Genomic DNA, 22,340 nt, shown 5'->3' with positions numbered 1-22,340 from the left:
ATGTCAGCGACCCCCGCCCTGCGCGTCGCCGCTGTTGCGGCTGAGGCTCACGCGGCCTTCGTCACCACCGAAGACGCGCGCCAGGATGTCCGGCCGGAGTTCCCGGAGTTCGGACTCGGAGAGGAACGGCTCCGCAGCGATCCACAATTCCAGGAGTTTCGCTTTCGCGTCCGCGTTGTCCGGCGAGGTGGCGGCCCACTGCCGCAGTTCGAGGATCACGGACTCCGCCTCGGTCGCCGCGCCGAGCAGGCCGGGCGATCCGATCCAGTACCCCTTGGCCGACGGCAGAGAATCCGCCTTACCGTGCGGTTCCGCCAGCGAGGCGGAGCTCTCCGTCGGCCGCGTGCCCCTGATCAGCAGTTCCGGGGAGACACTGAGTCCCATTTCCCGGAGTCTTCGCAGTTCTTCATCCAGCTTCGCCGGATATGCCGTTCCTTCACCCATGCCGACCGCCCAGAGTCGTTCAAACAACGCAGATGACAAAAGTAAACATAACAGTTTCCCTGTCATCCGCCCTGACTTGAGCGTCGCGTCGGCATTCCGTTTCCGCCCGCGCCGCCCATGGGCGGCGCGGGCGCGGCGGAGCCTCGGGTCAGAAGGGGCACGTGGGCGCCTGGGCGCGCATCGTGATCCAGCGGGTCTCGGTGAAGGCCTCGACGTTCGCGGCGGGGCCGCCGAAGCGGGAGCCGGTGCCGGACGCGGCGACACCGCCGAAGGGGGCGTTGGCCTCGTCGTTCACGGTCCGGTCGTTGATGTGCACGACGCCGGTGGGGACGCGCTGGGCGAACTCCCAGCCGCGCATCGCGTCGCGGGTGACGATGCCGAGGGAGAGGCCGTACTCGCTGGTGACGGCGAGGCGCACCGCCTCGCCGGGGATGCGGAAACGGGCTTCGGCCTCGGCTTCGCCGAAGAGGACTTCACCGAACTCCAATGGGCCGCCCTCCGCGACACCCCCGCGGCTTCCCCTTCTGATCCGGGGCGGGTCAGGGTTTGCGGGCGAGTCCGCAGTAGGCGTCGACCTCGGCTGGGAGGGCGCCGGTGGGGGTGGGGGCGGGGCGCCAGCGGGTGACGGAGACGACGCCGGGCGGGAGGAGGTCCAGGTCCTTGAAGAAGCCTCGGATCTGGGCGGGGGTGCGGAGTCTGTACTCGTAGCCCCCCTCTTCGTCGCGGACCTTCTCCGCGTCGGAGGCGGCTTCGGCGTTGACGGTGTTGGTGCCGTCCTCCAGGGCGACGTAGCTGCCGGGGGCGAGGGCGGCGACGAAGGTGTCGATGATCGCGTGGGCCCGGGCGTCGTCCCAGACGGTGCCGAGCACGCCGAGCATGCTGAGGGCGACCGGCCGGGAGAGGTCGAGGGTCTCGGCGGCCGCGTCGAGGATGCCCTGCGGGTCGCGGGCGTCGGCGTCGAGGTACCGGCAGACGCCCTCGGGGCTGCTCCTGAGCAGGGCCTTGGCGTGCATCAGGACGAGCGGGTCGTTGTCCACGTAGACGATCTTGGACTCGGGCGCGATCGCCTGGGCGATCTCGTGCGTGTTGCCCGCGGTCGGCAGCCCGGTCCCGACGTCGAGGAACTGCCGGACGCCCAGGTCGGCCGCCAGATGCCGGACCGCGCGGGTGAGGAAGCCGCGGGTGCCCACGGCGACGTCCCGCATGGCCGGGTAGGCCGCGATGATCGACTCGGCGAACTCGCGGTCCGCGGCGTAGTAGTCCTTGCCGCCCAGGAAGTAGTTCCACACCCGCGCCTGGTGCGGCACGCTCTGGTCGATCTGCGGCTGAGCGGACACGGCGCACTCCCCAGAGGACGGGACGAACGATCTCCACCGGCATCGTACGCCGCACGAACGAAAATATCTCGATTCATCGCGATTTCTACCCGGCCCCGTACCGGCCTGGCCGGTCAGGGGCACGACAGGTCGGCAGGGTGGCCAACGTGCGCTAAATGCGAAAATTCGGCGATTACCGCCGGTGGGCCCTACTCTTTGAGCCTTGCCATGGGAAAGGCTCCGGGAGGTACGTCTTGGCATCGGCGCAGCCACCGCACACCACGACTCCGCCCCCGGACCGCGGACAGCCGCCGGGAAAGGGCCTCAAGCCCTTCCTCCTGTCGGCCGCCGCGACCTCGCTCGTCGGCGCCGTCATCATCACGCTCCTCGCCCTGGTCAGCGGCCGTTTCCCCTTCGACGACGAACCCGAGCCGCGACCGACCGTCCCGGCCTCGAACCCACCGCAGCTGTCGGCCCCGTCCGGCGCGGGCGGCGCCCCCACCCCGGCGCCCACGTCCCCGGGCCCCGCCGAGTATGAACTCGTCTTCGAGAACAGGTCCCTGACCCTCGCCCTCCCCCCCGGCCGCGCCGTCACCGCGATCGACTTCGACGCCCCCGCCACCGCCCGCCACACCGAAAAGGCCTGGACGTCCCTGGCGGCGGCGGCCAAGGAGTCCGGCACCCGCTTGGCCGCCGAGTTCACCTACCGGAACCCCGCCCGCGGTGGCCTGACCCTGCTCCCCGGCCGCACGGCCGCCCAGCTCAAGCCCGCCGCATCCCCTCTCGACGCCGCCGCCTGCGCCCACCGCGCCAAGACGTCCACCTTCAAGACCACCAAAATGTCCGTCCGCCCCCCGCTCGGCACGGTCTTCTGCCTCACCACCGACCAGGGCAACACCGCCATGGCCGAGATCACCCGCTACACCCCCGCCCACGCCGCCCGCCGCCCCGGCAACGCCCCCACCAAGATCGAATTCCGGGTGACCCTCTGGCACCCCACCGCCCCCTGACCCGGCGCCACCTCGACCTGCTCGTGGAGCACCTCGGGACCTCCGACGGAACGGCACAGCGCCGCCTCGTCCGCAATCGCCCGGTCGCGCCGCGGGTTCGAACGTCCCGATCAGCGCCCACGTCGCCGCTTCGCCGCCTTCGACCGTCGCCTTCCTGATTCCGAAAGGCCCGCACCGGCCGCCGTCTCGCATCGTGCGTTGACGTGACGGTCCATCGGCACCTTTTCCGCGCAACGGTCGGCGCAGGGGAACCCAGCGCCAAGGCACCGACGACGTCCGCGCCACGGCGAGGTCCTTGGCGGAACCCACGCCCCCGTGAGGCCCGGCAGGCCGGGTGGCCTGGGGGCTCGGGGTCGGCACCTGTGGGGATCGGGGGCGAAGGCGGGTTGCGCGGGTCGGTCCGCGGTGCGGACTCGGGCGTTGTGAGTGATGGCGGTCACCGCGCAGAGTGTGGCGCGAGGCGCAACACGTTCGTCATATCGACGATGGGAACGGTGCTGCGCTGACCTTTTCATTCTGGAAATGGGCGGGAAAGCGTGGAAAGTAATTCGGAATCAAGTCCGCGGTTCTTTGTGGGCACGGACGTGGGGGGTACGTTCACCGACCTCGTCGCCCTTCGCGACGGGCGGCCACCGCGGCTGTTCAAGTCGCCGACGACCCCCGAGGACAGGTCCGAGGGCGTCGTCAACGCGCTCAGGCTCGCCGCGGAGTCCTACGGGATGGACCTCGGGGACTTCTGCGCCGCCGTCGTCTACTTCGCCCACGGCACGACCGCCGCGACGAACGCGCTGATCGAGCGCAAGGGCGCGCCGACGGCGCTGCTCACCACGCGCGGGTTCAGCGACACCATGCTCATCCAGCGGTCGATGACCTCGTGGGTCGGGATGGGCGCGGCGACCGGCCACTACAGCCGCCGCCGCAACCCCGACCCGATCGTGCCGCGGTCGCGGATCGTGGAGATCACCGAGCGGACCGACGCCGCGGGGGCCGAGATCGTCGCACTGGACGAGGCCGAGGTGCGGGCGACGCTCCGCAGGCTCCGCGCCGAGGGCGTGCGCGCTCTCGCGGTGTCGTTCCTGTGGTCGTTCGTGAACGGCGCGCACGAGGAGAAGGTCGCCGAGATCATCGCCGAGGAGTGGCCCGAGGCCTACGCGACGCTCTCGCACGAGGTCGCGCCGGTCATCGGCGAGTACGAGCGGTCCGCGACCACGGTCGTCAACAGCTACCTCGGCCCGGTCATCCGCGACTACGTCGCCAACCTGGAAGGCCGCCTGCGCGCCACCGGGTTCACCGGCGACTTCTCCATCATGGACTCCGGCGGCGGCGTCATGCGGGCCGAGGACGCGGCGCGCCGCTCGGCGTCGATGCTCACCTCCGGCCCCGCGGGCGGCGTCCTGGCCTCGACCGCGCTCGCCGCGCGGCTCGGGCACCGCAACGTCATCACCTCCGACATGGGCGGCACCAGCTTCGACGTCGGCCTCATCATCGACGGCGAGCCGCTGGTGGAGCGGGTCAGCGAGGTCGGCGACCTGCATCTGGCGCTGCCGCGCATCAAGGTGACGGCGATCGGCGCGGGCGGCGGCTCGCTGGCGGGCGTGGACGAGTCGGGCGTGCTGACCGTCGGCCCCGAAAGCGCCGGATCGGTGCCCGGCCCCGCCTGCTACGGCCGTGGCGGCGACCGCCCGACCGTGACCGACGCCGACGTGGTCCTCGGCATCATCGACCCGGCCCGCTTCCTCGGCGGCCGGATGCCGCTGGACCGCGCGCTCGCCGAGAAGGCGATCCGCGTGCACGTGGCCGACCCGCTCGGCCTGACCGTCGAGGAGGCCGCGGCGGGCATCCGCAAGGTCGCCGACAACCAGATGGCCGACCTTCTGCGCAAGGTGACGGTCGAGCAGGGCCATGACCCGCGTGACTTCGTCGTCTACGCCTACGGCGGGGCGGGCCCCACCCACGCCTACGCCTACACCGAGGCCGCGGGCATCGCGACGCTCGTCGTCCCGCCGACCTCGACGGTCCACTCCGCCTACGGCACCGTCACCTCCGACCGGTACCGGGCCGTCCAGACGACGGAAGTGCACCGCACTCCCCCTGGCTCGCAGGACCCCGCCGCGCACCTGGACGCCGAGCGCATCTCCGCCACGTTCGACGCGCTGGCCGCCCAGTGCCGCGCCGACCTGGACGACGACCCGCGCGTCCGGCTCTCCCGCGTGGCGTACCTGAAGTTCCGCCGCCAGTCGCACGAACTGCCCCTCACCGTCGCCGACGGCCCGGTCACCACCGAGGTGCTGCGCGGGCTGATCGAGGACTTCCGCGCCGCCTACGAGCGGATCTACGGCGCGGGCACCGCCCTGCTCGGCGCGGGCGTGGAGATCCACACCCTGCGCGTCGAGGGCCGGGTGAAGATCACCGACGTCCGCGAGGGCCAGTACCCGGGCGCGGCCGACCCCGACGCCGCGCTCATCGGCGAGCGCGCCGTGCACTTCCCCGAGACCGGCCGGGTCGCCACCCGCGTCTACCGCGGCGAGGGCCTCGGCAGCGGCGCGGCCCTGCGCGGCCCCGCGATCTTGGAGTTCGCCGGCACCACCGTCGTGCTCGGCCCGGACCAGACGCTCGCCGTCGACCACCACAGCAACCTCGTCATCGACTGCAAGGGGGAGGCGTGACCATTTCCGCCACCGGCACGGCCACCGAGTCCGGCACGGCCATCGACCCGATCACCTTCGAGGTCATCCGGCACCGGCTGCTGGCCATCACCGACGAGCAGGGCGCGACCCTCGCGGCCATCTCCGGCTCCACCCACGTGGTCGAGGCCAGCGACTACAACGTCGGCCTCTACCTGCCGGACGGCTCGGTCGCCGCGATGGGCCGCACGATCCTGTCGCACGCCTCGTCCATGGCCGCGATCACCCGCTCGGTCATCGAGGACTGCACCGACTCCCCCGGGATCCGTCCGGGCGACATGTTCATCGTCAACGACCCCTGGAAGGGCACCGTCCACGCCCAGGACGTCGGCCTCATCGCCCCGATCTTCTTCGACGGCGAACTGCTCGCCTGGACCGGCGCGATGTGCCACATGGTCGACGTCGGCGGCATGACCCCCGGCAGCTTCTGCATCGACGCGACGGACTCCTACCAGGAGGGCCTCCAGATGCCGCCGACGAAGCTCGTCGACGGCGGCGAGGTCCGCACCGACGTGTGGAACCTGATCCTCGGCCACACCCGCATGGCCCCGACCGTCAACCTCGACCTGCGGGCGCTCATCGGCGCGAACAACACCGCGATCCGCGCCATGACGGCGCTGGCCGAGAAGTACGGCGCGGCGACGGTCCGCACGGTGATGGCCAACCTCATCGGCCTGTCGGAGCGCCGCCTGCGCAACCGGCTCGCGCTGCTGCCCGACGCCCGGCTGCACTCGCGGGCGTTCCTCGACAACGACGGCGGCCTGGCCCAGTCGTCGGAGAACGCCACCTACGAGGTCGACCTCGTGCTCACCAAGCGCGGCGACACCCTGCACTTCGACTTCTCCGGCTCCTCTCCGCAGGCCAAGGGCTACATCAACTGCGCCTACTCCGGGATGATGGCCGGGATCGCCGCGGCGCTGCTGCCGACGCTGGCGTTCGACGCACCCTGGAACGAGGGCCTGTTCCAGCCGGTCGAGGTCGAGTGCCCCGAGGGCCTGATCTGCAACGCGGCACGTCCGGCGGCGGTGAGCGGCGGGGCGCTGGAGGCGGGCTGGCTCGTCGAGATGACGGCGCTGGAGTGCCTGTCGAAGCTCGCGGCCTGCTCCGACGAGTTGCTGCGGGAGGCCCAGGCGGGTCCGGCCGGCGGCCCCGACAAGTTCGTCCTGACCGGCGCGGGCGACAACGGGGCCCGCCAGACCTACGTGATCATGGACTGCCTCGCGACGGGCGGCGCGGCGTACTCGCACCGCGACGGGGCCTGGACGCAGGGCCAGCACAACATCGAACGGCAGCGGATCTCCAACGTCGAGGCCGTCGAGATGGACTCGCCGCTGCTGTACCTGTGGCGCGGGCTCGTCGCCGACTCCGGCGGCGCGGGCCGCCACCGCGGTGGGATGAGCATGGGCGCCGTCTACACCGTGCACAGCGGCCGGGACGTGACCGCGCTGAACTCCGCGCACGGCTGGGAGGTGCCGAACTCCACGGGGATCTTCGGCGGCTACCCCGGCGCGCAGAACACCCGCACCGTCGTGCACGGGAGCGACGTCAAGGCCAGGCTCGCGGCCGGGACCATCCCCTCGGTCGGCGACCTGTCCGGCGAGCGCCCGGTCATGCGGGGCCGCCAGGGCCTCTACCACCTGGGCGACGACGACGTCCTGGCCACCGTGCCGCAGGCGGGCGGCGGCTGGGGCGATCCGCTCGACCGGCCCGCCGCGGCCGTCCAGGCCGACCTCGACTTCGGGGCCGTCACCGCCGGCGCGGCGGTCCGCCTCTACGGGGTGGTCCTGGGCGATGACGGCGGGATCGACGGCCCGGCCACCGCCGCCCGGCGCGCGAGCCTGCGCGCGGCGCGCCTGTCCCTGCCCGCCGGGCTCCCCCTTCCGGAGCAGCCGCAGGGCGCACGCACCCGGATCCACCCGATGGGCGACGGCCTCGCCGTCGTCGAGGCCGACGGAAGCCGCTGGATCGCCTGCGCCTGCGGCTGCGTCCTCTCCCGCGCCGACGAGCCGTGGCGCGCGCACGCCGCGCAGGCGACCAGCCGCGACGTGCACGCGTTCGGCCACGCCACCCGCCTGGACGAGGGCCTGGAGCTGCGCGCCTACTCCTGCCCCTCGTGCGGCCGCCTCCAGGCCACCGACGTGGTCCGGATCGGCGCCGCCCATCCCGACGACATCCGCCCGCTCACCGGAACGGAGGAGTGATGGGCCACCTCGCGCTCGCCGCGGCGACCTCCCACGTCGGCGCGATCGTCAAGAACGCCGACGCCGACCCCGCGGTCTCCGGAGTGCTGCACGACGCCTGGCGGCGGCTCGACGCCGAGATCGCCGCCGCCCGCCTCGACGCCGTCGTCGTCGTGGCCACCGACCACTACGAGACGTTCGGGCTGGAGAACTACCCGGCCTTCTGCCTCGGCATGGCCGAGGAGCACGAGGGCTGGGCGGAGTTCGGCAACCCGGGCGGGACCGTGGCCGGGCGGCCCGAGGTCGCCGGGGCGCTCCTGGAGGGCCTCACCTCCCGCGGCTTCGACCTCGCCCGCTCGCACACGATGGCGCTGGACCACAGCTTCACGGTCCCGCTCGCCAAGCTCCCGGCGGCGGCCGCCGCCGGGGTGGTGCCCCTGTTCGTCAACTGCAACACCGCCCCGCTGCCGACCCTGCGCCGCTGCCTCGACCTCGGCGCCGCGCTGCGCGCGACCGTGCGGGAGCTGCCCGGCGACGTCCGGGTCGGCGTGCTCGGCACCGGGGGCCTGTCGCACTGGGTCGGGCTGCCGCGCTTCGGCGACATCAACCCCGAGTTCGACGGCCGCCTGCTCGGCCTGCTGGAGCGGGGGGCCGCCGACGAGGTCCTCACCTGGGACGACGCGTCGATCCTGGACGAGGCGGGCAACGGCGCGCTGGAGATCCGTACCTGGCTCGTCGCCGCGGGCGCGGCGGGCGGCCCGGCCCGGGTGCACGCCTACCGGCCGATGCCGGCCTGGACCGTCGGGATCGGCATCGCCTCCTTCGAGGTGGCGTCGTGAGCGTCGTCGGCCTGAACCGGCTCGCCCGGGAACTGGAGCACACCCCCGGCCTGCTCGGGCGCTACCTGGAATCCCCCGGCACCGTGCTCGACGAGTACCGGCTGACGGAATCCGAGCGGCGCGCGGTGGCCGGCAAGGACGCGGCCTGGCTGCTCGACGCCGGGATGAACCCCGTCGCGCTGCGCAACCTGATGGTCGTCCTCGGGATCGCCCACCAGGACATGTACCCGGCCGCGAAGAACGGGGGCTGACATGGCCGTGTCCGACGCGAAGGGAACACCGGCCCCCGTGCTGGAACTGCGGGGCGTGCGCAAGGCCTTCGGCGGGGCGCAGGCGCTCGCGGGCGTCGACTTCACGCTGCTGCCCGGCGAGGTGCACGCCGTCGTCGGCATGAACGGCGCGGGCAAGTCGACCCTGGTCGAGCTGATCTGCGGGTCGTTCACCCAGGACGACGGCGAGATCCGCGTCGACGGGCGTCGCCAGGGGCCGCTCAACCCGCGCCGCGCCCGCGCGGCGGGCGTGAGCATCGTCCATCAGAAGCGCACGCTCGTCGCCGGGCTCAGCGTGGCGGAGAACCTGCTGCTCGGCAGGCTCCCCACCCGTGCGGGAAGGGTGCTGTGGCGGAAGGTCCGCGAAGAGGCCTCCGCCGCGCTGGCCGACCTCGGCCTTGACGTCGCGCCGACCGCGCTCGCGGGGGACCTCGGGCCCGGCGAGCGGACGCTCGTCGAGATCGCCCGCGAGGTCCACCACGGCGGCCGGGTCCTCGTCCTGGACGAGCCGACGGCCTCGCTCGGCGGCGCCGACGCCGCGCGGATCCACGGTCTCGTGCGGACCCTGCGCGCCAGGGGCACCGCCATCATCTACATCTCGCACCACCTCGACGAGGTGCTCACCCTCGCCGACCGCGTCACCGTCATGCGCGACGGACGTGTCGCGGCCGTCGAGGACCGGACCGCGCTCGACCTGCCCGCGCTCGTGCGGGCCATGGTCGGCGACCGGCCGATGCAGGGCAGACCTGACAAGGACCGCACGCCGGGCGCCCCGGTGCTGACGCTGTCCGGGCTCAGCGGTGGACGGCTCGCGCCCTTCGACCTCGAAGTGCGGGCCGGTGAGGTCGTCGCCGTCCTCGGCCCGGCCGGCGACGGCCAGTCCGAGCTGTTCGGACTGCTCAGCGGGCTGCGCCGGGCCGACGGCGGCACCATCGCCGTGCACGGGACGGCCGTCCGGTCCGGCAGCGTCGCCGCGGCCCTGCGCACGGGGCTGCGCTGCGTGACCGGTGACCGGCTCTCCTACGGGCTCGTGGCCGGGCTCGGCGTCGACGAGAACCTCGACCTCGTCCGCCGCGGCAGGCTCCGGCCCTGGCTGGTGCGCTGGCGCGACCTGCACGCCCGCGGGCGGGCGTCCCGCGCCGGCTACGGCGTCACCGCGATCCAGCAGGACCCGCCGGTGGCGGCCCTGTCCGGAGGCAACCAGCAGAAGGTGCTGCTGTCGGCGTGGCTCGACGGCGACCCGGCCGCCTGCCTCCTGGAGGAGCCGACCAACGGCGTCGACGTGGCCGCCAAGGCCGACATCCACCGCATCGTCGACGGCCTCGCCGAACGCGGCACCGCCGTCCTGCTCGGCTCCTCCGACATCGACGAGGTGATCCGGCTCGCGGACCGCGTCGTCGTCGTCCGAGGCGGCCGGACCATCGCCGACCTGCCCATGGACCAGGTGAGCCGGGACGACCTCGTCACGCTCACCGCAGGAGGAGAACGACCATGACCGCACTCACCGCCTCAAAGGGCCTGCCCCGCCTCGGGCTGCCACCGGGCGTGTCCCGGCACACCGGCCTGCTCGCCGTGCTGCTGCTCGTCGGGGCCTTCACCGCGCTGCGCAGCGAGGCGTTCCTCACCGGGCCGAACCTGCTCAACGTCTCCCAGCAGATCGCCGTCGTCGCCGTCCTCGCGGCGGGGCTCACCCTGCTCATGGCCGCGGGAGGCATCGACTTCTCTCTCGGTGCGATCGCGGCCGTCGCCCACGGCGTCACCGCCCAGCTCGTCGTCGCGGGTGTGAACGAGTGGACCGCGGCCGGGCTGGCGCTCGCGCTGGGCGCGGCGATCGGCCTGGTCAACGGGCTCGTGGTGACCTACCTGCGGGTCGCCCCGTTCGTCGCCACGCTCGCCACCTCGACGGTCCTCGGCGGCGCGGCCCTGCTCATCATCGACGGCAAGAGCATCTCCATCGGCGACGCGCTGATGCCGCTCGGCTTCGGCGAGGTCCTCGGCGCCGTTCCCGCCCTCGTGGTCGTCGCGATCGCCGTCTGCGTCGCCGCGGGCCTGATCCTCCGGTGGACGGCGTTCGGCCGCAACGCCTTCGCCATCGGCGGCAACGAGCAGGCGGCCCGCCTCGCGGGGATCCCCGTGGCGCGCACCAAGCTGCTGCTCTACACCCTGGGCGGGCTGCTCGCCGGGCTCGGCGGGGTCATGCTCGTCGCCCGGCTCGGCGCCGCCAGCCCCGGCACCGGCGGCCTGCACCTGGAGCTCACCGTGGTCGCCGCGGTCGTCATCGGCGGCACCGCGCTGCACGGCGGCAGCGGAACCATCGTCGGCACCGCCCTGGGCGTGGTGCTCCTCGGCGTCGTCGCCAACGCCATCAACCTGCTCCAGATCAACTCCCACTTCCAGGACGTGGCGCTCGGCACGGTGCTGCTCGTCGCGGCCGTCATCAACCACCTGCGCGGCACACCCCGCTGACGCAGGCCGCCCCACCACCCACCCCCATGAATCAGTTCGGAAGGAAAGCCATGTCCGCCACCCCAGGCAGAGGCCGCATCCCCGCCTTCAGAACCGCCACCGCGCTCGCTCTCGCGGGCCTCGCGCTGGCCGGCTGCTCCGTCGACGAAGGGAAGACGGCCTCCGCGCCGATCGCCGCCGGCAAGGACCTGACCCTCGGGTTCGTCAACGGCAACTCCATCGAGTTCCACACCTGCCTCCAGCGCGCCATGCAGGCCCGCGCCGACGCCTCCGGCGTGAAGCTGCTGACGTCGAACTCCGCGATGGACCCGGCCAAGGAGCTGTCCAACATCGACGACATGATCGTCAAGAAGGTCGACGCCATCGTCGTCCAGACGGTCAACATCGACTCGCTCGAAGGCGGCATCGGCCGCGCCAACCGGGCCGGCATCCCCATCTTCCTGACCTCGGTCGCGTCCGTCGACCAGACCAAGATCCTCGGCGCGGTCGTCACCGACGTCAAGAAGGTCGGCCGTGAACTCGGCGAGTGGCTCGCGAAGGACAGCGGCGGAGAGCCCGTCGAGGTCGGCGTCATCGGCGGGGCGCCCGGCGCGGCCGCCGACCTGATGAACGACGCGTTCAAGGGCGCCGTCGGCGACTCGGCGAAGGTCGTCTTCGACCAGCCCGCCATGTGGCAGCGCGCCAAGGCCCAGGACGTCGCCGACAACCTCCTGCAGGCACGGCCGAAGGTCACCTACGTGTTCGTGCACAACGAGGACATGGCGTTCGGCGCGCTCGCCGCCTTCAAGGCCGCGGGACGCGACGACATCAAGATCCTCACCAACGGGGGCAGCGAGGCGGGCGTCAAGGCCGTTCAGGACGGGGAGTTCGCGGTCACCGTCAGCAACACCCCCAAGAGCGTCGGCGAGATGGCCGTGGACAACGTCGTCGGCCTCCTGCGCGGCACGCAGGGCGTCGAGAAGATCGCCACCGTGCCGGACGCGCTCGTGACCAGTGAGAATGCGAGCGAAGCTCCCTCCTACTGCGCGTGAGGCCACCGTGAACGACTCTCCTCGCTCCCTTCCCGACGACGAAGGCGGCCGCCGCCGCGGAGTACGCTCCGTCGACCGCGCCCTGGACGTGCTCGGCGCGTTCAGCGCCGCGCACCCGCGCCTCCAGCTCACCGAGCTGGCCGAGGCCGCGGGCGTGCCGAAGACCAGCACCCACCGCATCGCGGTGACCCTGGTCGAGCGCGGCTTCCTCCGGCAGGAGGCCGACGGCGCCTACGTCCTCGGCAACCGCCTGCTGGAGCTCGGCAGCCTCGTCTCGGCGACGACCGCCCTGTCCCACCTGACGCAGGGCGTCGCCGAGGAGCTCATCCGCTCCACCGGTGAGACCGTCCTGGTCGCCGAGATCGATTGGCGGGACAGGTCGCTGCTCATCACGGGCAAGCGGGAGGCGCCGCACTCCCCGGAGTCGCTGTCGCCGCTCGGCAGGCGCTCGATGCTGGCCAACGGCTGCATCAGCCGCGCCATCCTCAGCGGCCTGCCGCGGGAGGAGAGCGAGGAGATCGTCACCCGGCTGCCGCTGGCGCAGCGCACCCCGGCCAGCATCACCGACCCCGAAGCCCTCCACCGCGAGCTGGAGACCTGCCGCCGCTACGGCTACGCCATCGAGATCGGCGAGTTCATCCCCGGCATCGCCGGGGTCGCCGTCCCGGTGATGGTCGGCGGCAGGCCCGCCGGCGCGATCGCGGTCTGCGGCCAGATCGCGCGCATGCCGCGCCGGCGGCTCGAAGCCCTCGGCACCCACATCAAGCACCTGCTCGGCCGGACCGCGGCCGCGCACCCGCCCTCCCCGCCGCGTGCGGGCTGACCCTCGGAGACCACCATGCAGAGAGCACCCGAAGCGGGCTGGGTGACCTTCCCCAGCGGACCCGACGAGATCCGCGGCTACCTCGCCGTGCCCGTCCGCCGCCCCGGCGAGGCCCCGCCGCCCGTCGTCGTCATGGCGCACGAGAACCTCGGCGTCACCGAGCACCGGCGTCGGGTCACCGAGCTCGTCGCCGACGAGGGCTTCGCGTGCCTGACCGTCGACCTGTACAGCAGGATCGGCGGCCGCCCCCCACAGGATTACGCGACCCCCGACGAGCGCCGCGCCAAGGCGTTCCTCGCCGCCCGCGACGAACAGGCCCTGCCCGACCTCGAGGCGGGCCTGGATCATCTGGCCGGACGCGACGACGTCGACGCCTCCCGGGCCGCCGTCGTCGGGTTCTGCCTCGGCGGCGGGCTCGCCCTCGCCTGGGCGACGCGGACCGACCGGCTGGCCTGCGCCGTGCCGCTCTACGGACTGCCCGAGCTGCCGCCGTCCTACAGCCCCACCGGGCAGGTCCGCTCCCGCATCACCGTCGCCGACGCCGTCCGCTGCCCCGTCCAGGCGCACTTCGGCGGCGCGGACGAGGTCATCCCGCTCGACCAGGTCGGCCGTCTCACCGACGCGCTGAAGCTGTCCGGGCAGGAGACCGAGGTCCACGTCTATGACGGCGCAGGGCACGCCTACCACGACGACACGCACCCCAACCACGACGCGGCCGCCGCCCGCCTCACCTGGGAGCGCACCCTCGCCTTTCTGAGGGAGCACCTGTGAGCCTGTGGACCGACCTGCTCGGCGCCGAGATCCGGCACCTCGACGCGGCCGGAGTGCCGACCCGTGTCGCCGCCCTCGGCTCGGGCGACCCGGTCGTCCTCCTGCACGGGCGGGGCGGCCACCTGGAGACGTTCGCGCGGACCCTTCCCGCACTCGCCGCCGCCGGGCACCGCGCGATCGCCTTCGACCTGCTCGGCCACGGGCTCACCGGCAGGTCTCCGGCCGGCTCCTACACGGTGGCGGACCTGACCGCCCACGCGCTGGCGGTGCTCGACGCGCTCGGGCTGGACTCGGTCGACCTGGTCGGGCAGTCGCTGGGCGGGTGGGCCGCCGCGCTGGCCGCGCCGCGCGCGCCGGACCGGGTGCGGCGGCTGGTCCTCATCGAACCGGCCGGGCTCCAGGCGGAGACCGACCGGCTCGCCGACCCGACGGTGCGCGCGGCCTACGAGCGGGGCGGCCGGGCCTACGCCGAGCCGACGCCCGAGGCCGTGCGGACCCGGCTCGCCGGGCTGCTCGCCGACCCCTCGACGGTCGACGCCGAACTCGTCGACGTGCGCACCGCGCTGTACCGGCCGGAGGACGCCCGGCGCGTGCACCGGCTGGTCCGGGCGGCCGACAACGGCCCTTCGCTCCTCACCCCGGAGCGGCTCGCCTCCGTCGCCGCGCCCGTCCTCTTCGTGCGCGGCGAGCACGGGCACACCCCCGCGGCCGTCGTCGAGGCGGCGGTCTCCGCCGTCCCCCACGGGCGGCTGCTGACCGTGCCCGGAGCCAAGCAGTGGCCGCAGTACGAGCGGCCCGATCTCGTCAACGCCTCCCTCATCGACTTCCTCGCAGACTCCCCCACCAAGAAGGACGACCACTCATGACCCTGTGGACCGACTCCCTCGGCGCCGAGACCCGCTACCGCGACGCCGCCGGTTGGCGCACCCGCTCCATCGAGGCGGGCGAAGGCGACGCCGTCATCCTCATGGGCGGGCTCACCGGCCACGCCGAAGGCTTCCTGCGCAACGTCGTGCCGCTCGCCGAACGCGGCCTGCGCGTCCACGCCATCGACGCCCTAGGCCACGGCCTCACGGCCCGGCCGACCGACGTCACCTACCACGCGCCCGTCTTCACCGAGCACCTCATCGGTTTCCTCGACGCGATCGGCGCGGAGAAGGCCCACCTCGTCGGTCAGTCCCTCGGCGGCTGGACCGCCCTCCACACCGCGCTGAAGCACCCCGACCGGGTCGGCAAGGTCGTGTCCGTCACCGGGGCGGGCCTGCTGCTGTCGGACGCGGGCCGGGCCGCGGAGAGCGAGCGCGTGCACGCCCAGGTCAAGTCCGTCACCGCGAAGGCGGCCGCGGCGCCGACCCGCGAGAGCGTCCGCGAGCGGCTCGAATGGCTGATGGTCGACCCCGCGACCGTCACCGACGAGCTCGTGGAGTGCCGCTACCGGTACTACACCCTGCCCGGCGCCGAGGAGGCGCTGGCCAAGCTCGTCGCCGAGCAGCCCAGCGAGGCCAACCGCGCCCACATGCTGACCGAGGAGCACCTCGCCTCGATCCGGCACGAGACGCTCGTGCTGTGGAGCGACCGCAACCCGACGACCCCCGCCGAAGTGGGCCGCCGCGCCGCGCAGATCCTGCCGAACGCCTCGTTCGACATGATCACCGGCGCCGGCCACTGGCCGATGTTCGAGCAGCCGGAGCAGTTCAACCGCGTCGTCGGCGACTTCCTCGTCGAGGGCGCCCGGTGACCCCCGCCGAGGAGGTCGCCCTCGGCTGCCGCGTCCTCGCCGCCCACGGCAACGCCGACCTCATCTGGGGCCACCTGTCCCTGCGCGACCCCGACGGCGAAGGCGTCTGGCTGAAGTCGGCGGGGTACGGCATGGAGGAGATCACCCCCGAGCGCGTCACCCTTGTCGACCGGGACGGCGCCCTGCTCGCGGGCGGCGACCGGGTCCACCTGGAGTACCCGATCCACACCGAGATCCTGGCCGCCCGCCCCGACGTCGGCGCGGTCGTGCACAGCCATGCCGAAGCCGCCGTCGCCTTCGCCGCCACCGGCGCCGAACTCCGCCCGGTCGGCCACGAGGGCACCCTGTTCTGGCCGCCGGACATCGCCCGCTTCACCCGTACCGGCGACCTCATCCGCGATCGCCCGCTCGGCGCGGAGCTGGCCTCCGCCCTCGGCGACCGCGACGCGATCCTGCTCCACCGGCACGGACTCGTCACCGTCGGCCCCGACGTCCCCACGGCCGTCCTGACCGCGATCTTCCTGGAGAAGGCCTGCCGCATGCAGCTCCAGGTCACCGCCGCCACGCCCGAGCCGGAGTTCTCCGACGCGGAAGAGTCCCTGGCGAAACGAGACCGCTGCTACGCCCCGTCCCAGATGGAGGCCGCCTGGGCCTACCTGGTGCGAACCCTCCCCTCCTGAGCCGACGGCCCACCGGCGTCGCGGCCCGGACGGGCGGGGCCGCGAGCCGGTGCGGCGCGGGGAACGGGACCCGATCAGCCCTTGAGCGGGGAGCCGGAGAGGAGGGAACCGACGAACGGGATCCGGTCGGTCATGGACTTGAGCTCGTCGGGCAGCGGAAGGACGTCGGCGTGTGCCGCCGGCCCTCCGGCCAAGACCGTCACCGAGCACACCAACATCGTGACGACGCCGCGTACAGCCACCCCGAACCCCCTTCAGAGACAACACGAAAGCCCAAGGCAACACCCGCCGCGCGGCCCCGGCGCGTTCCGACCCGCCGACCGACCCGAACTCGTGGCGCGACGCCTCATCCGGCCGGGGGCGGTGCCGCGGTCTCTCTTGACCATCGGGTTCGGCCTTCTCACCCTGGGACTTCCACGGACCTGCCTTCGCGGTGCCGCTCTCCCGCCCCGTTGACGGCCCGCGGTGGCACGGGCGCCTTCGCCGCCACCTACACCTACACCTGCACCGGCCCCGGCCTCTGACCCGGCGCGGTCTCCTCCGGGCCGGGCCCGTAGAGCGGAAAGCCCGTCGCATCGAGGCCCGGGAAGCCGTGGGTGCCACGGCGCGGGCGTTCACGCGCGTCCGCTCGATTTGAAGAGTTCTTCAAGATGACGCGGACTCGCGCATACCGGCGCGCGGCGGACGGCCCGGCAGACTGGGCCGATCGGCCGACCGTGGAGCGCGGTCCCATCGCGCGCCGGTACGGGAACACCACGGGCTGGAGGGGCAGTTGGGGTCGTGGTCGGTCCGTACCCGGTTGACGGTGATCGGCTGCCTGGTCATGGCGCTGCTGTGCGTGGTCATCAGCGCGCTCGGCACCGCACTGGGGTACGGGCATGAGACCCGCGAACGCGTCGATCAGGCGGAGGCGACCGCGCTGAAGACCGTCCGGCTGATCAGGAGCGGCGAGCTGCCCCGGGAGATCGTCACCTCCTCGCGCTCGTCCATCGTCCAGGTCGTCGACGCCCAGGGGCGGGTACAGGCGGGCACCGCACCCCAGGGGCTGGGCCCGCGCCTGTCGACGCAGAGACCTCCTGCGGACGAGACCGCCGGCACCGAGGTCGAGTGCGACCTGCCGGGTCTGCACGGGTGCAAGATCGTCGTGGTGATCCGGGTCTACCGGCCCGGCGGCGACTGGTACGTGTACTCGCTCGAGGACGCAGTCCCCTGGTACGTCGGCGACCTGTTCCTGGCGCAGATGATCCTCGCGTCGCTCGCGATCGTCGCCCTGGCGGGGGCGGGGGCCTACCAGGTGATCGGACGGGCGCTGCGGCCCGTCGAGGAGATCCGCGCGCAGACCGGGCAGATCAGCGCCGCGGTCCTGGCGGGCCGCAGCACGGGCCACCGCATCACCCTGCCCCCTCAGCACGACGAGCTGCGGGCCTTGGCGGTCACCTCCAACGAGATGATCGCCCATTTGGAGACCTCGCTGCTGCGCGAGCGCGAGTTCACCTCCAGCACGTCCCACGACCTGCGCACCCCGCTGGCCGCGATGCGCGTCGAACTCGACGAAGCCCTCCTGCACCCCGACGACACCGACTGGCCGCCCCTCGCACGCCGGCTCCTGACCAGCGTCGACCGGCTCCAGCAACTCGTCGAGGACCTGCTGGTCCTCGCCCGCCTCGACGCCGGAGCCGCGCAGGATCAGCAGGTGCTCGACCTGGCCGACCTGGTGCAGGGCGAGATCACGCGCCTCCGCGGCACCGACGCCCTCCCCGACGAGCTCGACCTGGAGGTCCGCACCGGGCCGGCTCCGGTGCACGGGTCGAGGATCCAGCTGACCCGCCTGTTCGACAACCTTCTCGACAACGCGCTGCGCCACGCCGACCACCGCGTCGGCATCGACGTCCGCACCGAGGCCGACCAGGTCGTCCTCCAGGTCGCGAACGACGGTGACGCCATCCCCGAGGACAAACGCGAAGCCGTCTTCGAACGGTTCACCCGCCTGGACGCCTCCCGCACCAAGGACACCGGCGGCAGCGGCCTCGGCCTGACCATCGTCCGCGACATCGCCCACGCCCACCACGGCACCGCGCACATCACCCCCTCCCCCGAAGGCACCCGGGTGACGATCCGCCTCCCCCGCGCCTGACCGAGCTCGGTCCGCGCAGCGGTGGTGCGCGCCGCGGAGACCGCGCGCGGTCAGGCGGGCGGCGTCACCGTGCGGAGGCGGCCGTCGCGGACCTCGGCGGTCCGGTCGGCGGCGGCGAGATGGGCGTGGTCGTGGGTGACCAGCACGGTCGCGGTGCCCTGGCGGCGGGTGAGGCGGGCGAGGAGATCGACGACGGCGGCGCCCCTGTCGCGGTCGAGGGCGCTGGTCGGTTCGTCCACGAGAAGCACGCCGGGGTCGTTCATCAGGGCACGGGCGATGTTGACGCGCTGGCGCTGACCGCCGGAAAGCAGGTGGGGGCGTCTCCCGGCCTCGCCGGCGAGGCCCACGGCGTCCAGCAGGTCCATGGCCCTCTCGCGGGCCGCGGCCGGCGGCCGGCCGTCGATCCGGGCCATGACCTGGAGCTGCTCGGCGGCGGTGAGGGACGGCAGGAGGTTGGCCTGCTGGAAGACGATCCCGATCCTGCGGCGGCGCAGTTCCGCGCGCTCGCCGCCGGTCAGCCCCCCGGTGTCCGTGCCGTCGATCACGACGGCTCCCGAATCCGGGGCGACCAGGGTGGCGGCGACCGCCAGGAGACTCGACTTCCCCGAACCCGACGGGCCGACGACGGCCGTCATCTCGCCCGGGGGGACGTGCAGGGTGACCCGGTCGAGTGCGGTCAGCCGGGCCTCTCCGTCGGGGTAGGTCAGGGTGACCTCGGTCAGGCGCAGGCTCATCGGGCGTTCCCCAGGGCGATCAACGGGTCGACGGAAGTGATGCGGCGAACGGACAGCGCGGCGCCGAGCAGGCCGAGTCCGACCGTCACGGCGGCGGGGGCGAGGACGGTCGCGGGGCTCAGCACGAAGGGGACGGCGCCCGCGACGAGCGTTCCGGCGGCCAGGGCCAGCCCCGTGCCGGCGAGGACGCCTCCGGCGAGCAGGACGGACGCCTGCCCGAGCGCGTCGGCGAGGAGCCGGCCGGTGGACGCGCCGAGCGCCTTGAGGATCGCGATGTCGCCGCCGCGCTGGATCGTCCACACGCTGAAGAAGGCGCCGACGACGAGGGCGGAGATCACGAACAGGAAGATCCGCATCAGGCCGAGGGAGCCGTTCTCCGAGCTGTAGGACCCGATCGCCCGCAACGAGTCGTCCTTGGCGACGGTCGAGGTTCCCGCGGCCAGGTCGGCCGCGTCCACGTCGGTGCCGGAGGACGTGCGGAGGGCGATCACCGTCGCGAACGGGCGTTCGCCGCCGCTCGTCGGGGGTGCGGCCCGCCGCCAGGCGGTGAGGCCCACCCAGACGACGGGGACATGGCTGAAGTGGGCGTCTCCCCTCACCGCGGCCACCACGAGGTCCGTGCCGGCGAGGGAGAACATGTCCCCCGGCCCTGCCCCGAGGTCTCGGGCGGCGGTGGCGGACAGCACCGCGGTGCCCTCGCCGACCGCGCCCGGGGCGAGGGGCGATCCGGGCCGGACGCCGAAGGCGGACACCGCGGTGGTGGAGCCACCGGAGGCGGCCCGGGTGGTGGTGATTCCCAGCGGCTCGGCGCGGGTGACGCCGGGGGTCCCGCTCCACCGCCACCACTGCCCGGCCGTGACGGCGGAGTCCGCATAGGCGGGAGCCCGGTCACCGGCGGGGGCGGCGAAGGCGATCCGGTCGGCGGGAAGGCCGGTGATCGCGGAGACGTTCTGCCGCTCCAGTCCGGCCGCCAGCCCGGACAGCAGCCCTACGAGCAGGGTGATCAACGTGATGACCGTCGCCATCAGGGCGAAACGCCCTTTGGCGAACCGGAGATCTCTCCAGGCGACGAACACGGCCTCGGTGCCTTTCGGACGATGGGAAGGTGCCCTCCCAGGGTCGCCGGACGGGCCTCACAGCCGCCTCCGGCGGGCGAAGGCATTTTCGGGGTCGAAGGGAGGCGCGCGATTTGCATCTTTCGATGGACGCGGTACCGGAAGGGCCTGCTTAGGCTGAGGGGACCGTGAACACCCTCGCTCCCGCCCCGCCCCAGGCCGTCCGCGCCCTCGCCTGGTGCCTGCACCTGCTGGTCGGCGCGCTGCTCGCGCTGGCCGCCGGCCGGGCCGTCATGGCGTCCCTCCCGCGGGCCGGGCTGGTCGCCGCAGCGGCGGCCGTGTGCGGCGCGGTGTACGCGGTACAGCTCCTGCCGCGGGTCCGCGCCTCCCGGCGCGCCGCCGCCTGGTGGCTGTCCGCCGTGGGCGCCGCGTGGCTGGCCCTGCTGGCGCTGTCCGCCGAGGCCGTGTGGCTCGCCTTCCCGCTCTACTTCCTGCACCTCCATCTGCTGACGCGCCGGGCGGGTCTCGCCGCCGTGGCGGCGACCGCCATCGCCGCGATCACCGGCTTCTCCGTCCACCAGGGATCCTTCGGCCTGGCGATGGCGGTCGGACCCGCGCTCGGCGCCGCCGTGGCGGTGGCCGTCATGTGGGGCTACGAGGCCCTGTACCGGGAGAGCGAACGGCGCAGGCTCCTGATCGAGGAGCTCACCGCGACCCGCGCCGACCTGGCCCGGGCCGAGCACACCGCGGGCGTCCTCGCCGAGCGCGAACGCCTCGCGCGCGAGATCCACGACACCCTCGCCCAGGGCCTGACGAGCATCCAGCTCCTGCTGCGCGCCGCCGAACGGGCCCTGCCCGCCCGGCCCGACGCCGCCGCCCGCCATGTGGACCGGGCCCGCGAGACCGCGGCGGACAACCTCGCCGAGGCCCGCCGCTTCGTCGCGGCCCTCTCCCCGCCCGCGCTGGAGGGCACGACCCTGGCCGACGCGCTGGAGCGCCTGTGCGCCGGCACCGGCCCGCTCGACCGGGTGGCCGTGCGCTTCGCCGTCGTCGGGGAGCCCGTCCCGCTGCCGCGCGCCCAGGAGGTCGCCCTGCTGCGAGTGGCGCAGTCCGCCCTCGCGAACATCGTCCAGCACGCCCGGGCGGGCGGCGCCGAGATCACCCTGCGCTACGCCCTCGCGGAGGTGCGCCTCGACATCTCCGACGACGGCGTGGGCTTCGACACCGCGCCGCGTTCGGCTCCCGGCCTCGCGGGCGGCGGGTTCGGCCTGGCCGCGATGCGCGCCCGCCTCCAGGCCCTCGGGGGCACGCTGACCGTCGCCTCCGCCCCCGGCGGCGGCACCGGCGTGGCCGCCCGGCTCCCCCTGGCACAGGCCGCCGAGGTCCGGCCATGACGGGCGGCCCGATCCGTCTCCTCCTCGCCGACGACCACCCCGTGGTGCGCGCCGGGCTCCGCGCCGTGCTGGAGACCGAGCCAGACCTGATCGTCGCGGCCGAGGCCGCCACCGCCGAGGAGGCCGTCGCCCTGACGGTCGGCGGCGGCATCGACGTCGTCCTCATGGACCTCAGGTTCGGCGGCGGCATGGGCGGCGCGGCGGCCACCGCGGCGATCACCGCGCGCCAGGACGCCCCCCGGGTCGTGATCGTCACCACCTACGACTCCGACGCCGACATCCTGCCCGCCATCGAGGCCGGCGCCACCGGCTACCTCCTCAAGGACGCGCCGCCGGACGAGCTCGCCGCAGCCGTCCGCTCGGCCGTGACGGGCCGCACCGCCCTCGCCCCCGCGATCGCGGACCGGCTCGTGACCCGGCTGCGCTCCCCGGGCGCCGCCCTCACCCGGCGCGAGACCGAGGTCCTCTCCCTCGTCGCCGACGGCCTGTCCAACCAGGACGTCGGCCGCCGCCTCCACCTCACCGAGGCGACCGTCAAGTCCCACCTCGCCCGCGTCTACACCAAGCTCGGCGTCGCCTCGCGCACCGCGGCCGTCGCCGCCGCGACCGGACTCGGCCTCATCCGCCGCTGACCGCTCGGCGCGTATGCCCAGCACGGCATGACGGCACGAGCACGCCGGTCCGCGGCGGTACGACGGCCTCCCGGATGGCCGCTCGCCGCTCCCCCGCACCACCCCTGTGGCGACCGTCACGATCGCAATGCGACCGAATT

22 protein-coding genes are annotated in these 22,340 nt (G+C 73.6%); 16 read left to right on the top strand and 6 right to left on the bottom strand.

The window, feature by feature from the left end; all coding sequences use genetic code 11:
- Nucleotides 1-3: 3 nt before the first annotated feature.
- The 3 genes from EDD29_RS12500 to EDD29_RS12490 form a co-directional block, all read right to left on the bottom strand.
- On the bottom strand, nucleotides 4-510 hold the full coding sequence (locus EDD29_RS12500; RefSeq protein ID WP_170201376.1) for a hypothetical protein: 507 nt from the start codon (nucleotides 508-510) through the stop codon (nucleotides 4-6).
- An 82-nt stretch (nucleotides 511-592) separates the two neighbouring features.
- A complete protein-coding gene (locus tag EDD29_RS12495; RefSeq protein ID WP_425454973.1) occupies nucleotides 593-931 on the bottom strand; it encodes an aldehyde dehydrogenase family protein in 339 nt (112 codons plus the stop codon).
- Nucleotides 932-983: 52 nt separating this feature from the next.
- Nucleotides 984-1,781: an SAM-dependent methyltransferase gene (locus tag EDD29_RS12490; protein WP_246052738.1), complete on the bottom strand. Its 798-nt coding sequence runs from the start codon at nucleotides 1,779-1,781 to the stop codon at nucleotides 984-986.
- A 233-nt stretch (nucleotides 1,782-2,014) separates the two neighbouring features.
- On the opposite strand from EDD29_RS12490, the gene EDD29_RS44900 reads away from it, so the two are divergent.
- The 13 genes from EDD29_RS44900 to EDD29_RS12425 all read left to right on the top strand — a co-directional run bounded on the left by EDD29_RS44900 (nucleotide 2,015) and on the right by EDD29_RS12425 (nucleotide 16,251).
- Nucleotides 2,015-2,770, top strand: coding sequence for a hypothetical protein (locus EDD29_RS44900; RefSeq protein WP_148085937.1), 756 nt, complete (start codon nucleotides 2,015-2,017; stop codon nucleotides 2,768-2,770).
- Nucleotides 2,771-3,354: 584 nt separating this feature from the next.
- Entirely contained in the window at nucleotides 3,355-5,436 is a 2,082-nt protein-coding gene (locus tag EDD29_RS12480) for a hydantoinase/oxoprolinase family protein (RefSeq protein ID WP_170201375.1), read from the top strand.
- Nucleotides 5,433-7,655, top strand: coding sequence for a hydantoinase B/oxoprolinase family protein (locus tag EDD29_RS12475; RefSeq protein WP_170201374.1), 2,223 nt, complete (start codon nucleotides 5,433-5,435; stop codon nucleotides 7,653-7,655). Before EDD29_RS12480 ends, EDD29_RS12475 begins: the two co-directional genes overlap by 4 nt.
- The gene (locus tag EDD29_RS12470; protein ID WP_123664553.1) at nucleotides 7,655-8,473 is read left to right on the top strand and encodes a DODA-type extradiol aromatic ring-opening family dioxygenase; all 819 of its coding nucleotides are present in this window, start codon (nucleotides 7,655-7,657) and stop codon (nucleotides 8,471-8,473) included. Before EDD29_RS12475 ends, EDD29_RS12470 begins: the two co-directional genes overlap by 1 nt.
- The gene (locus tag EDD29_RS12465) at nucleotides 8,470-8,724 is read left to right on the top strand and encodes a hypothetical protein (protein WP_170201373.1); all 255 of its coding nucleotides are present in this window, start codon (nucleotides 8,470-8,472) and stop codon (nucleotides 8,722-8,724) included. Before EDD29_RS12470 ends, EDD29_RS12465 begins: the two co-directional genes overlap by 4 nt.
- Before the next feature lies 1 nt (nucleotide 8,725).
- Nucleotides 8,726-10,237, top strand: coding sequence for a sugar ABC transporter ATP-binding protein (locus EDD29_RS12460; RefSeq protein WP_123664552.1), 1,512 nt, complete (start codon nucleotides 8,726-8,728; stop codon nucleotides 10,235-10,237).
- Nucleotides 10,234-11,208 (top strand): ABC transporter permease, encoded by a 975-nt coding sequence (locus tag EDD29_RS12455; protein WP_123664551.1) that lies wholly within the window; start codon nucleotides 10,234-10,236, stop codon nucleotides 11,206-11,208. Before EDD29_RS12460 ends, EDD29_RS12455 begins: the two co-directional genes overlap by 4 nt.
- Before the next feature lie 50 nt (nucleotides 11,209-11,258).
- Complete coding sequence (locus EDD29_RS12450) at nucleotides 11,259-12,239, top strand: sugar ABC transporter substrate-binding protein (protein ID WP_123664550.1); 981 nt, start codon at nucleotides 11,259-11,261, stop codon at nucleotides 12,237-12,239.
- A 7-nt stretch (nucleotides 12,240-12,246) separates the two neighbouring features.
- Nucleotides 12,247-13,062, top strand: a complete 816-nt coding sequence (locus EDD29_RS12445; RefSeq protein WP_211359673.1) for an IclR family transcriptional regulator — start codon at nucleotides 12,247-12,249, stop codon at nucleotides 13,060-13,062.
- A gap of 15 nt (nucleotides 13,063-13,077) precedes the next feature.
- On the top strand, nucleotides 13,078-13,833 hold the full coding sequence (locus EDD29_RS12440; RefSeq protein ID WP_123664548.1) for a dienelactone hydrolase family protein: 756 nt from the start codon (nucleotides 13,078-13,080) through the stop codon (nucleotides 13,831-13,833).
- Complete coding sequence (locus EDD29_RS12435) at nucleotides 13,830-14,699, top strand: alpha/beta fold hydrolase (protein ID WP_170201372.1); 870 nt, start codon at nucleotides 13,830-13,832, stop codon at nucleotides 14,697-14,699. Before EDD29_RS12440 ends, EDD29_RS12435 begins: the two co-directional genes overlap by 4 nt.
- Entirely contained in the window at nucleotides 14,696-15,571 is an 876-nt protein-coding gene (locus EDD29_RS12430) for an alpha/beta fold hydrolase (protein WP_123664546.1), read from the top strand. Before EDD29_RS12435 ends, EDD29_RS12430 begins: the two co-directional genes overlap by 4 nt.
- Nucleotides 15,568-16,251 (top strand): class II aldolase/adducin family protein, encoded by a 684-nt coding sequence (locus EDD29_RS12425; protein WP_123664545.1) that lies wholly within the window; start codon nucleotides 15,568-15,570, stop codon nucleotides 16,249-16,251. The genes EDD29_RS12430 and EDD29_RS12425 overlap by 4 nt, the downstream gene beginning before the upstream one ends.
- Nucleotides 16,252-16,325: 74 nt before the next feature.
- Here EDD29_RS12425 and EDD29_RS45415 read toward each other — a convergent pair whose 3' ends face one another.
- On the bottom strand, nucleotides 16,326-16,493 hold the full coding sequence (locus EDD29_RS45415; RefSeq protein ID WP_170201371.1) for a hypothetical protein: 168 nt from the start codon (nucleotides 16,491-16,493) through the stop codon (nucleotides 16,326-16,328).
- A gap of 530 nt (nucleotides 16,494-17,023) precedes the next feature.
- Between EDD29_RS45415 and EDD29_RS12415 the strand changes: the two genes are divergently transcribed.
- On the top strand, nucleotides 17,024-18,385 hold the full coding sequence (locus EDD29_RS12415) for a sensor histidine kinase (protein WP_148085936.1): 1,362 nt from the start codon (nucleotides 17,024-17,026) through the stop codon (nucleotides 18,383-18,385).
- A 50-nt stretch (nucleotides 18,386-18,435) separates the two neighbouring features.
- Here EDD29_RS12415 and EDD29_RS12410 read toward each other — a convergent pair whose 3' ends face one another.
- A complete protein-coding gene (locus EDD29_RS12410; RefSeq protein ID WP_123664542.1) occupies nucleotides 18,436-19,119 on the bottom strand; it encodes an ABC transporter ATP-binding protein in 684 nt (227 codons plus the stop codon).
- On the bottom strand, nucleotides 19,116-20,144 hold the full coding sequence (locus EDD29_RS12405) for an ABC transporter permease (RefSeq protein ID WP_342774427.1): 1,029 nt from the start codon (nucleotides 20,142-20,144) through the stop codon (nucleotides 19,116-19,118). Before EDD29_RS12405 ends, EDD29_RS12410 begins: the two co-directional genes overlap by 4 nt.
- A gap of 218 nt (nucleotides 20,145-20,362) precedes the next feature.
- Here EDD29_RS12405 and EDD29_RS12400 point away from each other — a divergent pair, with 218 nt between their 5' ends.
- Together EDD29_RS12400 and EDD29_RS12395 are read left to right on the top strand one after the other, a co-directional pair.
- Nucleotides 20,363-21,568 (top strand): sensor histidine kinase, encoded by a 1,206-nt coding sequence (locus tag EDD29_RS12400; RefSeq protein ID WP_123664540.1) that lies wholly within the window; start codon nucleotides 20,363-20,365, stop codon nucleotides 21,566-21,568.
- The gene (locus tag EDD29_RS12395) at nucleotides 21,565-22,200 is read left to right on the top strand and encodes a response regulator (RefSeq protein WP_123664539.1); all 636 of its coding nucleotides are present in this window, start codon (nucleotides 21,565-21,567) and stop codon (nucleotides 22,198-22,200) included. The genes EDD29_RS12400 and EDD29_RS12395 overlap by 4 nt, the downstream gene beginning before the upstream one ends.
- Nucleotides 22,201-22,340 lie beyond the last annotated feature (140 nt).

This window comes from Actinocorallia herbida (genome assembly GCF_003751225.1).
Lineage (GTDB): Bacteria > Actinomycetota > Actinomycetes > Streptosporangiales > Streptosporangiaceae > Actinocorallia > Actinocorallia herbida.
This window is presented reverse-complemented; position numbering and strand designations above follow the sequence as displayed.